The sequence below is a fragment of the Exiguobacterium marinum DSM 16307 genome (assembly GCF_000620845.1).
GTDB lineage: Bacteria > Bacillota > Bacilli > Exiguobacteriales > Exiguobacteriaceae > Exiguobacterium > Exiguobacterium marinum.
Genome location: NZ_KK211189.1, coordinates 573,662 through 588,373 on the forward strand (window position 1 = coordinate 573,662; position 14,712 = coordinate 588,373).

The 14,712-nt window shown below is 49.2% G+C and carries 10 protein-coding genes, 8 tRNA genes, 2 rRNA genes and 1 pseudogene (1 of these 21 running past the window's edge); all 21 read left to right on the forward strand.

Annotation, left to right across the window (positions count from 1 at the left end; genetic code table 11):
* A 23S ribosomal RNA gene (locus tag P400_RS0103355) occupies positions 1–2,650 on the forward strand (it extends 263 nt beyond the left edge of the window).
* A 94-nt stretch (positions 2,651–2,744) separates the two neighbouring features.
* Positions 2,745–2,861, forward strand: a 5S ribosomal RNA gene (rrf, locus tag P400_RS0103360).
* Positions 2,862–2,869: 8 nt separating this feature from the next.
* Positions 2,870–2,944: transfer RNA gene (locus P400_RS0103365), tRNA-Asn, on the forward strand.
* Between the two features lie 5 nt (positions 2,945–2,949).
* Positions 2,950–3,024: transfer RNA gene (locus P400_RS0103370), tRNA-Glu, on the forward strand.
* Between the two features lie 4 nt (positions 3,025–3,028).
* Positions 3,029–3,104 (forward strand) — tRNA-Val (locus P400_RS0103375).
* 31 nt (positions 3,105–3,135) lie between these two features.
* Positions 3,136–3,208 (forward strand) — tRNA-Thr (locus P400_RS0103380).
* Positions 3,209–3,214: 6 nt separating this feature from the next.
* A tRNA-Tyr gene (locus tag P400_RS0103385) sits at positions 3,215–3,298 on the forward strand.
* 5 nt (positions 3,299–3,303) lie between these two features.
* Positions 3,304–3,379 (forward strand) — tRNA-Lys (locus tag P400_RS0103390).
* 6 nt (positions 3,380–3,385) lie between these two features.
* Positions 3,386–3,460 (forward strand) — tRNA-Gly (locus P400_RS0103395).
* Between the two features lie 17 nt (positions 3,461–3,477).
* Positions 3,478–3,553 (forward strand) — tRNA-Ala (locus P400_RS0103400).
* A gap of 281 nt (positions 3,554–3,834) precedes the next feature.
* Positions 3,835–4,086, forward strand: a pseudogene (locus P400_RS15470) (zinc ribbon domain-containing protein); the annotation flags it as partial.
* A 153-nt stretch (positions 4,087–4,239) separates the two neighbouring features.
* The gene (rocF, locus tag P400_RS14810; protein WP_034770785.1) at positions 4,240–5,142 is read left to right on the forward strand and encodes an arginase; all 903 of its coding nucleotides are present in this window, start codon (positions 4,240–4,242) and stop codon (positions 5,140–5,142) included.
* Positions 5,143–5,272: 130 nt separating this feature from the next.
* Complete coding sequence (sigW, locus tag P400_RS0103415) at positions 5,273–5,848, forward strand: RNA polymerase sigma factor SigW (RefSeq protein WP_012727640.1); 576 nt, start codon at positions 5,273–5,275, stop codon at positions 5,846–5,848.
* Positions 5,845–6,480 (forward strand): hypothetical protein, encoded by a 636-nt coding sequence (locus P400_RS0103420; RefSeq protein WP_026824855.1) that lies wholly within the window; start codon positions 5,845–5,847, stop codon positions 6,478–6,480. The genes sigW and P400_RS0103420 overlap by 4 nt, the downstream gene beginning before the upstream one ends.
* A gap of 126 nt (positions 6,481–6,606) precedes the next feature.
* Complete coding sequence (gene cdaA / locus P400_RS0103425; protein WP_026824856.1) at positions 6,607–7,467, forward strand: diadenylate cyclase CdaA; 861 nt, start codon at positions 6,607–6,609, stop codon at positions 7,465–7,467.
* Complete coding sequence (locus P400_RS0103430; RefSeq protein ID WP_026824857.1) at positions 7,468–8,748, forward strand: CdaR family protein; 1,281 nt, start codon at positions 7,468–7,470, stop codon at positions 8,746–8,748.
* 36 nt (positions 8,749–8,784) lie between these two features.
* Positions 8,785–10,143, forward strand: a complete 1,359-nt coding sequence (gene glmM / locus P400_RS0103435) for a phosphoglucosamine mutase (RefSeq protein WP_026824858.1) — start codon at positions 8,785–8,787, stop codon at positions 10,141–10,143.
* A gap of 359 nt (positions 10,144–10,502) precedes the next feature.
* On the forward strand, positions 10,503–12,299 hold the full coding sequence (gene glmS, locus P400_RS0103440; protein ID WP_026824859.1) for a glutamine--fructose-6-phosphate transaminase (isomerizing): 1,797 nt from the start codon (positions 10,503–10,505) through the stop codon (positions 12,297–12,299).
* Between the two features lie 172 nt (positions 12,300–12,471).
* A complete protein-coding gene (locus P400_RS14815; protein WP_034770787.1) occupies positions 12,472–13,125 on the forward strand; it encodes a DUF975 family protein in 654 nt (217 codons plus the stop codon).
* Between the two features lie 102 nt (positions 13,126–13,227).
* Positions 13,228–14,184 carry an NAD(P)/FAD-dependent oxidoreductase gene (locus P400_RS0103450; protein WP_026824860.1) on the forward strand — a complete coding sequence of 319 codons (957 nt, stop codon included), beginning with the start codon at positions 13,228–13,230 and terminating at the stop codon, positions 14,182–14,184.
* Positions 14,185–14,268: 84 nt separating this feature from the next.
* Positions 14,269–14,712, forward strand: coding sequence for a MarR family winged helix-turn-helix transcriptional regulator (locus tag P400_RS0103455; RefSeq protein WP_034770791.1), 444 nt, complete (start codon positions 14,269–14,271; stop codon positions 14,710–14,712).

Below are 14,712 nucleotides of genomic sequence, written 5' to 3' on the forward strand. Positions count from 1 at the left end.
GAACAGCCCAAACCAGGAAGCATGCTTCCTGGGGTTGTAGGACACTCTACACGGAGTTACAAAGGGATAGGGTAGGTGAACGACCTGGAAAGGTCGGCCAGAGAAGGTGACGGCCCTGTAGCCGAAACCCCATCCCCTCCAGAGTGGATCCTGAGTACGGCGGGACACGTGAAACCCCGTCGGAATCCGGGAGGACCATCTCCCAAGGCTAAATACTTCCTAGTGACCGATAGTGAACCAGTACCGTGAGGGAAAGGTGAAAAGCACCCCGGAAGGGGAGTGAAACAGATCCTGAAACCGTATGCCTACAAGTAGTCAGAGCCCGTTAACGGGTGATGGCGTGCCTTTTGTAGAATGAACCGGCGAGTTACGATGGCGGGCGAGGTTAAGCCGATGAGGCGGAGCCGCAGCGAAAGCGAGTCTGAACAGGGCGCATCAGTCCGTCGTCGTAGACCCGAAACCAGGTGATCTACCCATGTCCAGGATGAAGGTCAGGTAACACTGACTGGAGGTCCGAACCCACGCACGTTGAAAAGTGCGGGGATGAGGTGTGGGTAGCGGTGAAATGCCAATCGAACCTGGAGATAGCTGGTTCTCTCCGAAATAGCTTTAGGGCTAGCCTCGAGGTGAAGAGTTCTGGAGGTAGAGCACTGATTGGACTAGGGGCCCCCACAGGGTTACCGAATTCAGTCAAACTCCGAATGCCAGCAACTTGTACTCGGGAGTCAGACTGCGAGTGATAAGATCCGTAGTCGAGAGGGAAACAGCCCAGACCATCAGCTAAGGTCCCCAAGTGTATGTTAAGTGGAAAAGGATGTGGCGCTGCACAGACAACTAGGATGTTGGCTTAGAAGCAGCCACCATTCAAAGAGTGCGTAATAGCTCACTAGTCGAGTGGCGCCGCGCCGAAAATGTAACGGGGCTAAACATACCACCGAAGCTATGGATCCCGTAAGGGATGGTAGGAGAGCGTTCCAAGCAGCAGTGAAGCGGTACCGTGAGGAGCCGTGGAGCGCTTGGAAGTGAGAATGCCGGTGTGAGTAGCGAAAAGAGGGGTGAGAATCCCCTCCGTCGAAAGCCCAAGGTTTCCTGAGGAAGGCTCGTCCGCTCAGGGTTAGTCTGGACCTAAGCCGAGGCCGAAAGGCGTAGGCGATGGACAACAGGTTGATATTCCTGTACCGCCGTACCACCGTTTGAACGATGGGGGGACGCAGAAGGATAAGGTGACCGTGCGACTGGAAGTGCACGGACAAGCAGCAAGGCCGTCGGGTTGGCAAATCCGCCCGACACCAAGGTTGAGCTGTGACGTGGAGCCCGTAGGGCGAAGCACCGGATTTCACGCTGCCAAGAAAAGCCTCTAGTGAGGAGGTCGGCGCCAGTACCGCAAACCGACACAGGTAGGCGAGATGAGAATTCTAAGACGCGCGGGATAACTCTCGTTAAGGAACTCGGCAAAATGGTCCCGTAACTTCGGGAGAAGGGACGCTTATGGCAACATAAGCCGCAGTGAATAGGCCCAAACGACTGTTTAGCAAAAACACAGGTCTCTGCTAAATCGCAAGATGAAGTATAGGGGCTGACGCCTGCCCGGTGCTGGAAGGTTAAGGGGATGTGTCATCGCAAGAGAAGCACTGAACCGAAGCCCCAGTAAACGGCGGCCGTAACTATAACGGTCCTAAGGTAGCGAAATTCCTTGTCGGGTAAGTTCCGACCCGCACGAAAGGCGTAACGATTTGGGCACTGTCTCAACGAGAGACCCGGTGAAATCATAGTACCTGTGAAGATGCAGGTTACCCGCGACAGGACGGAAAGACCCCATGGAGCTTTACTACAGCCTGATATTGAGGCTTTGTACGCGATGTACAGGATAGGTGGGAGTCTGTGAAGCCGGAGCGCCAGCTTCGGTGGAGACACCCTTGGGATACCACCCTTTGCGTATAGAGTCTCTAACTCGCAGCCGTGATCCGGCTGGAGGACCGTGTCAGGCGGGTAGTTTGACTGGGGCGGTCGCCTCCTAAACAGTAACGGAGGCGCCCAAAGGTTCCCTCAGAATGGTTGGAAATCATTCGAAGAGTGCAAAGGCAGAAGGGAGCTTGACTGCGAGACCTACAAGTCGAGCAGGGACGAAAGTCGGGCTTAGTGATCCGGTGGTTCCGCATGGAAGGGCCATCGCTCAACGGATAAAAGCTACCCTGGGGATAACAGGCTGATCTCCCCCAAGAGTCCACATCGACGGGGAGGTTTGGCACCTCGATGTCGGCTCATCGCATCCTGGGGCTGGAGTAGGTCCCAAGGGTTGGGCTGTTCGCCCATTAAAGCGGTACGCGAGCTGGGTTCAGAACGTCGTGAGACAGTTCGGTCCCTATCCGTCGTGGGCGCAGGAAATTTGAGGAGAGCTGTCCTTAGTACGAGAGGACCGGGATGGACGCACCGCTGGTGTACCAGTTGTTCCGCCAGGAGCATCGCTGGGTAGCTACGTGCGGACGGGATAAGTGCTGAAAGCATCTAAGCATGAAGCCCCCTCCGAGATGAGATTTCCCTTTGAGCAATCAAGAAAGACCCCTCAGAGACGATGAGGTAGATAGGTCATGGGTGGAAGCGTGGTGACACGTGGAGCTGAATGATACTAATCGGTCGAGGCTTTGATCTAGTCTATGGTTTGTGTTGATGAATCCTCAGTTTTCAGGGAACAAGCCCTAAAACAATATTGACATGCGTATGACGCGGTGTTAATATTCATTTTGTCTGGTGGCGATAGCGAGACGGCCACACCTGTTCCCATGCCGAACACAGAAGTTAAGCGTCTCAGCGCCGAAAGTAGTTGGGGGATCTCCCCCTGTGAGGATAGGACGTTGCCAGGCAAGATCGTTCCGCAATAGCTCAGTGGTAGAGCAACCGGCTGTTAACCGGTAGGTCGTAGGTTCAAATCCTACTTGCGGAGCCAATTTAGGCCCGTTGGTCAAGCGGTTAAGACACCGCCCTTTCACGGCGGTAACACGGGTTCGAATCCCGTACGGGTCACCAATATGGAGGATTAGCTCAGCTGGGAGAGCACCTGCCTTACAAGCAGGGGGTCGGCGGTTCGATCCCGTCATCCTCCACCATCTTTATTTATTAATTCAAACCTATATATATGCCGGTGTAGCTCAGTTGGTAGAGCATCTGACTTGTAATCAGAGGGTCGAGGGTTCGAATCCTTTCGCCGGCACTCCTCGGGGGGGTAGCGAAGTGGCTAAACGCGGCGGACTGTAAATCCGCTCCTTCGGGTTCGGCGGTTCGAATCCGCCCCCCCCCACCAGGTTTGAGCCATTAGCTCAGTTGGTAGAGCATCTGACTTTTAATCAGAGGGTCGCAGGTTCGAGCCCTGCATGGCTCACCATTTTTTGCGGAAGTAGTTCAGTGGTAGAATACGACCTTGCCAAGGTCGGGGTCGCGGGTTCGAATCCCGTCTTCCGCTCCATATTCTTACCCATTCATGGGGCCTTAGCTCAGCTGGGAGAGCGCCTGCCTTGCACGCAGGAGGTCAGCGGTTCGATCCCGCTAGGCTCCACCATATGTTTTTTTCTTAAGTTATTGATGACTTAAGTTTTTTTTTGCCTAAAACCATGAACCATTCACTTGAGAGTACAGAGAAAGGCAGCCTGCCACCATTCAGGCTGCCTTTTTGTATGTTTATTCATAATAGTGCCGAGTTGAACCAAATGAATGATAGCGTTTACAATTTAACTAAACCAGGCGAGAATTCTCCCTCCTCTAAGCGTCTTGGGGCGTAGCCCAGTGTAGGTGGGGGATGAATCGCCCGGTCCAAAAGTCTTCTCTCCCTATGACAGATGTAAGGTAGCGAAGTCCATCGGGGACGTCAGCTGGTATGAGTTCGTCCGGCAGTTGGAATACAAATATACCTTCTATGGACGGACGCTCATCAAGGCGGATCAATGGTACGCATCGACGCAGATCTGTTCTTCTTGTGGCGTCAAAGGCGAGAAGAAGACGATGGATGTTCGTGAATGGACGTGTACTCATTGTGGTGTTCATCATGATCGAGACATCAACGCAAGCATCAATCTGTTAATGTTGGCAAACTAAAACGAATTCCTTCAGGGTGGGAACCACCCGACGAGCTTGGTAAATAATCGTGGCTAATAAAAGTACGATCTTCCCAAGAAGCTCCCACTTCAATTTGCGAAGTAAATAAGTGGCGAGTAGTTCAACTATCAAGCGTATAAAGGGGGAATGGCGATGCAATGGTCATATATTCATGTACCACTTCGTTATGGTCAGGGGAAACTTGGGGTCGATCAAGGACCGATGAAGTTGAACGAACTAGGGATGGAGAAACTTCTTCCAACAGGGACGGTTAAACAAACGATACGCGTGTTACCGGAATCTGAAATTCGTGAAAATGAAGAACATTTGAAGCGGGTAGATGGTGTATTGCACACTGTTACGGAATTGGCAGAAGTGATAGATAGCGAAATTAGAGCGAATCGATTCCCATTGATCGTTGGGGGCGATCATAGTATGGCAATCGGCACACTCGCAGGACTAGCAAAAACGGGACCATTTGGTGTCATTTGGGTAGATGCCCACGCTGACTTGAATACGGGGGATACCTCACCATCTGGTAATATTCATGGAATGCCACTTGCTGCAGCTATGGGGATGGGGGATATACGTCTGACAGAAGTAGGTGGGCGTGATTCGAAGTTATCGCCAAATCATTTGGTGTATATTGCCCTTCGTGATATCGATGAAGGAGAAATAAACGAAATCAATCGACTCGGTATAAAAGTCATTACCGTAGAAGAAGTTCGTACGCGTGGGGTCGATGTGATCATGCAAGAGGCGCTCAGCTATCTTCGTGAACGAGTAGACCGTTTTTATATCAGTTTTGATATGGACAGTCTCGATGCGTCACTCGTTCCGGGTACAGGAACACCGGTTGATGGTGGTCTAACAGAAGTCGAGGCCAAAGCGATTTTAAAAGAAGCGATGCAGGCAGAAGATTTGATTGCCGTAGAGCTCGTCGAATTGAATCCGGCATTAGACCGGGACGACATGACGGCTCAATTGGCCTACCGTCTGTGTGAAACGATTATAAAATCTAAAGAAAACCTGTTATTGGAAGGCGAAACCGTCTGATTTCCTTACAGTTTCCAAACCCGTTTGCTACAATGGGGGTGGAAACTTTTTTTACTTTAATGAAACTAATTCAACTGGTGAGACGTATATAGAAATGACCGCATGTGTTGCGGAGAGGGGAAGTGGATTGATGGAACGGCTGACCACCCGTTTGGTTGACGAATTGAGGGCGGGGAATCACGATTCGTTTGCCGAGCTGGTAGAACTATACAAGGATGGCGTCTTTGCAATCGCCTATAAAATTTTGTATGATCGTGGCGAAGCGGAAGACGCTGCCCAAGAAGCATTCATACGTGCATATACACGAATTGATACGTATGATGCGCAATACAAGTTCAAAACATGGCTCTATCGAATTACGACGAACGTTGCCATCGATCGATTGAGGAAACGGAAACCGGAGTATTCAATGGATGCAGAAATTGCGGGTACAGACGGTTTGACTTATCAAGACCACTTAGCTGATGAAGCACCTCAACCCGATGCCCAAGTGGTTCATCGCGAAATTCGAAGTGAGATGCATGAAGCCATCAAACAACTTCCGGACAAATACCGCATTCCCTTACTATTAAAATATGTGGATGATTTGTCGCTAAAAGAAATTAGCGTGATGATTGACATGCCGGTCGCAACAGTTAAAACAAGGATCTTCCGGGGAAGAGAAATGTTAAAAACAATCTTTCAAAATAGGGAGGGGTTCAATTGACTCCTGAAGAAAAAGTACAACAATATTTGGAAGATGGCGTTTTGCCCGAAGAATCTGACGAATTGCGTCAATTGTTAGAAGACGATGAATTATATGAGTCTTATCTACAATATGAACGAATCGACGCAGAACTGAAAGCATTGCCTCGTCCAAAGTTATCAGCGGATTTTACGACCCGTGTGATGGCCGCTATACCTGAAACACCGGTGCAAAAAGGGCCTGACACGGTTGTGTCGTTATCCAAATCTGTGCGCAAAGAGCGTAAGCCACATTCAAAACAAATGATTTGGTTACAGCGCCACCCAGGTTTGATTGCCGCAGTCCTATTCTTTAGTTTGATGTCTAGTGCGACACTTGGATTATGGAGTAGTGCTTCGGAGACGATGACGTATACAAAAGTACCAGGTGTCGTCGTATCAGAGAATGAAGTGATTGTGCCAGCGGGTGTTACTGTCGAGAAAGACATTACCGTCCAAGGTGGCGATTTACGGATTGAAGGTACCGTCCAAGGTGACGCGACAGCTGTCAATGGTCGTGCGTATTTAGCAAGTGCCGGGCAAGTGACAGGTGAACTTGAACAAATCGATCAGATGTTCGAGTGGATCTGGTATTCCATGAAACAACTTTTCTAAAGACGCTTCCGGCGTCTTTTTTCGTTTCAATCTCGTTTCGTTTTGGTGTGACGCAATGCGTATATACAAAAATGATGATATAATGGAATTTGCACGATTTAGCTAGGTAGTTGAGGAGGGGAGCATTTGCCGCTACTTGAACAAGTATCATATTTCTCATTTTTAAATCTTTCAGAAAACGTACATTGGTACGATTATTTGAACGATGTTTTAGATATCGTCGTCGTCACGTATGTCATTTATAAGTTAATGATGATTGTACGTGGGACAAAAGCAGTCCAATTAATTAAAGGGATCTCCATCATTCTAGTCAGTTGGTTCTTGAGTGGTTTCTTCGGGTTGAAGACGCTCCAGTTCTTGCTAAATCAGGTGATCACATACGGTCTTCTCGGAATTATCATCATCTTCCAGCCTGAATTGAGACGTGGTCTTGAGCACCTCGGTCGGACGAGCAACTTATTCGGGCGTACAGGAACAAGTGATGAAGAGCAACAACGCCAAATGATTGAAGCCATCGTCAGTTCTGCGCAATATATGTCAAAGCGGCGGATTGGTGCGTTGATTGCGATTGAACGAGATACGGGATTAAACGAGTATGTGGAGACGGGCATTCGTATGGATTCGCATATTACTTCCCAATTAATTATTAACTTATTCATTCCAAACACACCACTCCATGATGGTGCGATGATTATTCAAGATGGAAAGATTGCGGCAGCAGCCTGCTATTTGCCGCTCTCGGAAAGTCCACACATCGATAAGGCCCTCGGGACACGACACCGGGCAGCCATTGGGGTCAGTGAAGTGACAGATAGCGTCACTCTCACCGTGTCAGAAGAAACAGGAGCTGTCTCTCTCGCGATCGCAGGACGCTTATATCGAGAGTTAGATGAAGAAGCGCTTCGTAATAAATTAATTCAAGAACTCGTCATCGAAGAAAAAGAGGCGACCCTCTCGTTCTTCGGCAAAAAAGGAGGGGATAAGTAAGTGATTGATCAGTGGTTACAACATAAGTGGTTTCTCCGCTTCATCGCACTTGCTTTAGCCGTCCTTTTATACTTAATGGTTGCTGAGACCAGTTCCTCGAACAACGCTTCTAGCGCTTTGCCGATTGTTGGACAAAGTTCCATGACGCTCGATGTACCGGTCGAAGTATTTTTTGATGAGGTGCAGTATGTCGCATACAACGTGCCTGAGGAGATGGGTGTTGAGCTTCAAGGTCCCTCAAGTAGTTTAACGATGACCAAACTGGTGAAAGATTATCAAGTGTTTGTCGATTTGACCAACCTTGGAACCGGATTTCATCGCGTCCCAGTCGAGGCACGAGGTTTCGGTGGAGACGTCAATGTCAAATTGGATCGAGAGACAGTTGAAATTTACATTGATCGGAAGCAAACGATTGAAGTTCCGGTGTCTGTGAACCTGTTGAATAAAGATCAATTACCGGAAGGGAAAGTGGCTGGCGATGTTGAAATCGAACCGTCGACTATCAAAGTCACAGGCGGTGCGAGTCGCATTCAAAATGTCAAAGAAATCACGTTAAATGTGGATGTCTCGAATCAAAATCAGACATTCACTCGTGAGATTCCACCGACTATTTTAGATGCGAACGGGAATCCGTTGAATGTGTCGGTCGACCCGAATATCATCAATGTGACTGTCCCGATTTACAATGAGAGTGTGATGATTCCGATTGAGGTCGTCACGAGCGGAGAAGTGTCGGACGACTTCAGGTTAGTAGATACATTACTAGGTGAAACAGAAGTTCGTGTCTTTGGATCAAAAGAGGTGCTCGATAAACTCGATCGAGTCGAGACAGAGCCGATTGAACTGGATGATTTGAAGAAGTCTGAGAAAGTAAATGTTACTCTCCGTCTCCCTGAAGGAGCCACGTCACTCGACAAAAGAGAAGTAGAAGTTCAAGTGCTGATTCGTCCGAGTGATGAGACGAAAGATGACACGAGCGAATTGACAGAGCGGATTCGGTTGACTGTTCCAGTGAACGTACGGGGGTACGACCGAACCAATTATACGATTCAAACGCAAGATGTGGTCAGTGTCACTCTGTCCGGAAAGCGGTCCCTTCTCGAGACCATTTCATCGAACAGTGTTAACGTGACATTGGATTTGACAGGATTACCAGGTGGGACACACGCGGTAGATGTCGATTACGAAGTACCAAAAGGCGTGACGGTTGTCTCGCCGAAGACGATTGATGTTCAACTGACGAGCGTCGATGAAGAAACAGAAACATCTTCCATTCAATAAAGATGTTCAATCATACAAAAGTGAGGATTTAATCTAATGGGTAAATATTTTGGAACAGACGGAGTTCGCGGTGTCGCGAACTCTGAGTTAACTGCGGAATTAGCATATCGTTTAGGCCGTGCTGGTGGCTATGTGTTGTCGAAACATTTGCCAGAAGGCGAACAACCAAAAGTATTGATTGGTCGTGACACACGCATCTCAGGACATATGCTTGAAGGTGCATTGATTGCCGGACTTCTCTCAATCGGTGCAGAAGTGATGCGTCTTGGTGTCATCTCAACACCTGGAGTTGCGTACTTAACAAAATCGCTAGATGCGACAGCCGGTGTCATGATTTCGGCATCGCACAACCCGGTAGCCGACAACGGAATCAAATTCTTCGGTAGCGATGGTTTTAAATTAGATGATGCGACTGAGCAAGAAATCGAAGATATTTTAGACGCTACGGAAGATACGCTCCCACGACCGACTGGGAAAGATCTCGGTTTCGTGTCGGACTATTATGAAGGGGCACAAAAATACCTTCAAATGCTGAAACAAACCGTTGAAGAAGACTTCGAAGGCCTACACATTGCGCTCGACTGTGCACATGGCGCGACGAGCGGTCTCGCTGCTCGACTCTTCGCTGACCTTGAAGCGAACGTATCCACAATCGGAAACTCGCCGAACGGTCTAAACATCAATGAAGGTGTCGGCTCGACACATCCAGAGCACTTGGCTGAGTTCGTCCGCGAAAAAGGAGCGGACATGGGCCTTGCCTTTGATGGTGACGGGGACCGTTTGATTGCGATTGACGAGAACGGTGAAATCGTCGATGGAGACAAAATTATGTATATTTGCGGGAAATACTTGAGTGAAAAAGGACGTCTCAAAGACAACACGATTGTCGCGACGGTCATGAGTAACCTCGGGTTCCATAAAGCTGTTGAAGAAGCGGGCATGACAGCGCTCCAGACAGCAGTCGGTGACCGTTATGTCGTTGAAGAGATGAAAAAACACCAGTACACACTCGGTGGCGAACAATCGGGTCACTTGATTTTCCTCGATCACTCGACAACAGGTGACGGGATGTTATCAGGCGTCCAGTTGGCAGAAATCGTGAAGTCGACGGGCCGCAAACTCTCTGAATTGGCGGCTGAGATGCCGGTTTATCCGCAAAAACTCGTAAATATTCGTGTGACGAATAAAAACGATGCGATGAACGGAGAGCGTGTCTTGGCAACGATTCAAGAAGCGGAAGCAGAAATGGCTGGAAATGGTCGAATTCTCGTCCGTGCATCGGGAACAGAGCCTCTCGTTCGTGTGATGGCGGAAGCACCGACAGCGGAAGAATGCGACCGTTACGTTGAACGAATCGCGCAAGTTGTTCGCGAAGATTACGGTTTAGAAGGATAAAATTCTCAAAAGCGGGAATAACACAAGGGAATCCAACATTGGATTCCCTTTTTGTTTCCGTTTTGTCATCGAGAAAACAGCGGATTTTCTTGACGAATGGGGGTGTGATTTGTACTATTAAGAGCGTGACCTTGGAAACGGAAGGACACAAGAGTACGAACAAGCGCCAGAACTCTGCGGAGTTGACGAGGTTGGAGGTTATCGAGATTTCGGCGGATGCCTCCTCGTCGCCTGTCACGACGAGAAGCATACTTTTAAAACGCCCGGGTGACCGGACGGACAAAGAAGTGTGTGTTGACAGCTCTTAGAAAAAGCCCGTTTCCTTTTTCGAGAAATCGAAGAATAGAGGAGATTTATTTATGTGTGGAATTGTAGGAATGATTGGGAATACCGGAGCGAAGGAAGTCCTTCTCAAAGGTCTTGAAAAACTCGAGTACCGTGGCTATGACTCGGCAGGTCTTGCGTTGATGCATGATAATGTCAACGTTCACAAAGAAGTCGGTCGCATTGCTGCGCTACGCGAAATCATCCCAGCAGAAGTAGACGGCACGATTGGAATCGGCCACACACGTTGGGCGACACACGGGGTACCTAGCGTACCGAACGCCCACCCGCACCAGAGCACGACAGGACGTTTCACGCTCGTGCATAACGGCGTGATCGAGAACGACGAGCTCATCAAGAAGACGCTTGATGTCCCGTTCCTCTCAGAAACGGACACGGAAGTCATCGTCTTGCTCATGGAGAAACACTTCGTCGAGCTCGGTGATGTCGAGGCGGCGTTCCGCAAGACGCTCTCGGACCTCCACGGCTCGTACGCAATCGCGATGATCGACTCAGAGGACAAAGAGCGCCTCTATATCGGAAAGAACAAGTCACCGCTCCTCGTCGGACTCGGGGACGGCACGTTCAACGTCGTCGCATCGGACGCGATGGCGATGCTCCAGGTGACAGACCAGTATCTCGAGCTCCACGACGGCGAGATCGTCATCCTCACACGCTCGACGGCGACGATCAAGACGCTCGACGGCGACGTGCTCGAACGCAAACCATATACGGCCGAGATCGATGCATCAGACATCGAGAAGGGTACGTACGCGCACTACATGTTGAAGGAGATGGACGAGCAACCGGCCGTCATCCGTAATATCATCCAGCATTACCAGAACGAGAACGGTGACATCGAACTCACAGAAGGCGTGCGCGAGCTCGTCTCGGAAGCAGACCGTGTCTATATCGTCGCGTGCGGTACGAGTTACCACGCTGGTCTTGTCGGGAAGCAATTGATCGAGCGCGTTGCAGGTGTACCGACTGAAGTACACGTCGCATCAGAGTTCGGTTACAACATGCCACTTTTGACAGAGAAGCCACTCTTCCTCTTCATCTCACAATCCGGTGAGACAGCGGACAGCCGTGCCGTTCTCGTCGAAGTGAAAAAATTGGGCCATAAAGCGCTCACGTTAACAAACGTCGCAGGATCGACATTGTCGCGTGAAGCGAACGAGACGATGCTCCTCCATGCAGGACCAGAAATCGCGGTCGCGTCGACAAAAGCATACACGGCGCAAATTGCCGTCCTCGCGATTCTCGCATACGACATCGCTCGTGCGAACGGGAAGAAACTCCCGTTTGATTTGATGCAAGAACTTGCACTCGTTGCAACAACGATGGACTCGATCATGGCACAAAAAGAAATCTTTGAAGAGCTTGCAGACAAGTTCTTGAAAGAATCACGTAACGCGTTCTTCCTTGGACGTGGAGTGGATTCATATGTTGGTCTCGAAGGCGCATTGAAACTTAAAGAGATCTCATATATCCAAGCAGAGGGGTACCCAGGTGGGGAACTGAAGCACGGTCCAATCGCGTTGATTGAAGACGGGACACCGGTCATCACGCTCGTGTCTCAACCGAACACACACCTCAACATCCGTGGAAACATCAAAGAAGTTGTGGCGCGTGGTGCCATCGCATGTACGATTTCAATGGAAGGAATGGAGCATGAGAACGACGCATTCGTTCTTCCACGTGTTGAACCGCTTCTCACGCCACTCGTGACGGTTCTTCCGCTTCAACTCATCTCGTACTATGCGGCACTTGCCCGCGACTGTGATGTCGACAAGCCACGTAACTTGGCGAAGTCTGTAACGGTTGAATAATATTTAAGACCAAAACCTTTCGGGGTTTTGGTCTTTTTTGTTGCGGTGAGTGAACGAACCTTCGAGCAATGAGCAATCTAACAAGTAGATGAAGCACTTAACGGCACCACGCGGTGAAACGATTTCATGCTCTGTTGCGTATATACAATTAATCAAAAGGGGGATTTGAAACATGATTCAAACATGGACAGAGCGCACACATGAAGCAATCAATGGAAAACGCAGCTTACTGCTAGCTTGGTCGTTTCTTTGTGCTGTTATTTTAGAGTTTAGCGCAATACTCGACCCGACATTGTATGGAGCGGAAGCCGATTCGTTACAGGCGATTGTATTTCTTTTAAGTACGATTGTTTTATCTTTCATACTGTACCCACTCATCATCGGATATCACTGGGTTATCCTTTCAATCGTTCGTGGACAAGACGCGCAGTTTCGTGATGTATTTCGACCGATGAAAGAACGATTTGGTAAGAATGTGACTGCTGTTATCTTACTAGCTATCTTCCAGACGCTATGGACACTTCTGTTCATTGTCCCAGGAATCATGAAATACTTCTCCTATGCGTTCACTTATTTTATTTTACGGGATGAGCCGGAGATGTCAGTCATGGATTCAATCACGAAGTCACGCGCATTGATGAATGGTCAGAAATGGGAGGCATTCAAATTGATTTTGCCGTTCATCCCGATTTACGTGACCGGCTTCACGTTGTTCGTGGTCGTCGATTCTGTATTACTTTCTGCGTTATCCCTTTCTATAGCGACGATTTTAGTCCGGCCATTTGTCGTTGCGCGCTTCGCTGTCATGTATGAAGACACGCGCTGAACGTACGACGAACAATGGGACAAGTCAGCCTGAAGCATATCAAACAGAGGTTGAGTTAAATGAACGTGCTACAATCTTCATGAAGAGAAAGGGGAATGCGGAATGAAGATTGGAATTATCGGGGCCGGTCTGAGCGGGATCGTCGCAGCGCGTGAACTCGTGCGTCGAGGTCATACTGTTGAACTGATTGAAAAGAGCCGAAGCGTCGGGGGACGTTTGGCAACGCGTCGAATCGGTGACGGGCGGGCGGACCACGGAGCGGTATATTTCACGGTACGTGGAGATGCGCTCGAACGAGAGGTGCAGTCGTGGATGAGTGCGAACTGGGTGCGTGTCTGGTATGCCGATCCTTATCCTCGTTACGTCGCGATTGGCGGTATGAATGCACTCGCGAAGCGGCTGGCCGAAGGTTTGATCGTACAATTGAATGAACGGGTAGAGAACGTTCAGGTGGAAGAAGACGGCACCGTCACGATTAAGACAGACGTGACGACACGTTCATACGATCGAGTCGTGATGACGGCACCACTTCCGCAATCGTTCGAATTACTCGGAAGTTTGGTCGACCAGATCGAGCCCTCACTCCAGCGACTCGTGTATGCGCCGACGTTCGTCGGTCTCTTTGAATGCACAGGTGATGTACAGATCGGGACAGATGGGATTCTCGATCAAGACCTGGTACCCGGTGTATTAAAAATTATCAATAATCGGCAAAAAGGAATCTCTGGGACATCACTCGTTAGTGTCTATATGGAAGAGACGTGGAGTGAAGACTGGTTTGAACACCCGGAAACGGAGACGCTCATAGAGGTTGAACGATTGGTGCGTGAGGAGGTTGGTGACATCGGCATCCAAACACGACAATTGAAACGTTGGCGTTACGCGCAAGCGAAGGACGTGTGGCATGAACCGTTTTATCAAGTAAGCCATCATCCGATCTATTTAGCAGGGGATGTCTTCCTTGAGTCCGATGACCCATCTGGACGAACGCGATTCGAAAGCGCCTATCTGTCTGGGTTACGTGTGGCAGAAGCGATCGAAAAAAACATGGATCGATAAGGAAATTCCTTATCGGTCTTTTTATTTGACGTCACTTAGTTTAGGGCATAAACTATAATCATCTAGTTTAGGGGGTAAACTATAATGAAAGCATTGATGCGTGAAGCGGTGCAGTTGTTTGAAGAAGTGATGTTCCACGGGACAGAACATGTCATCGAAGCGATGGAAGGCGATGTATGGCGAGACTATTCTCGTGAACAAATACAGTTGTTGAAGCTACTCGATCAATTTGGACCAACTCCTGCTGGGCAATTGGCACAAAAACAAGGCGTTCATAAAAGCGCGGTCTCGAATCGGCTCAAAAAGCTCGTAGAAAAAGAACTCGTCACGAGTCGACGAGGACAAGATCAGCGCGAACGATTGATTGAATTGACCCCAGGAGGAAAACGGCTCGTCGAAGAAGTAGACGGTGCCGTCTATCGATATGTGGAATCCCTCATCGATGGAGAAGTAGACGAAATTGAAATTGAGCAGTTTGTTCGGACGTTCCGAAAAATAAAACAATTGCTCCGAATCGGGGAGGAATAA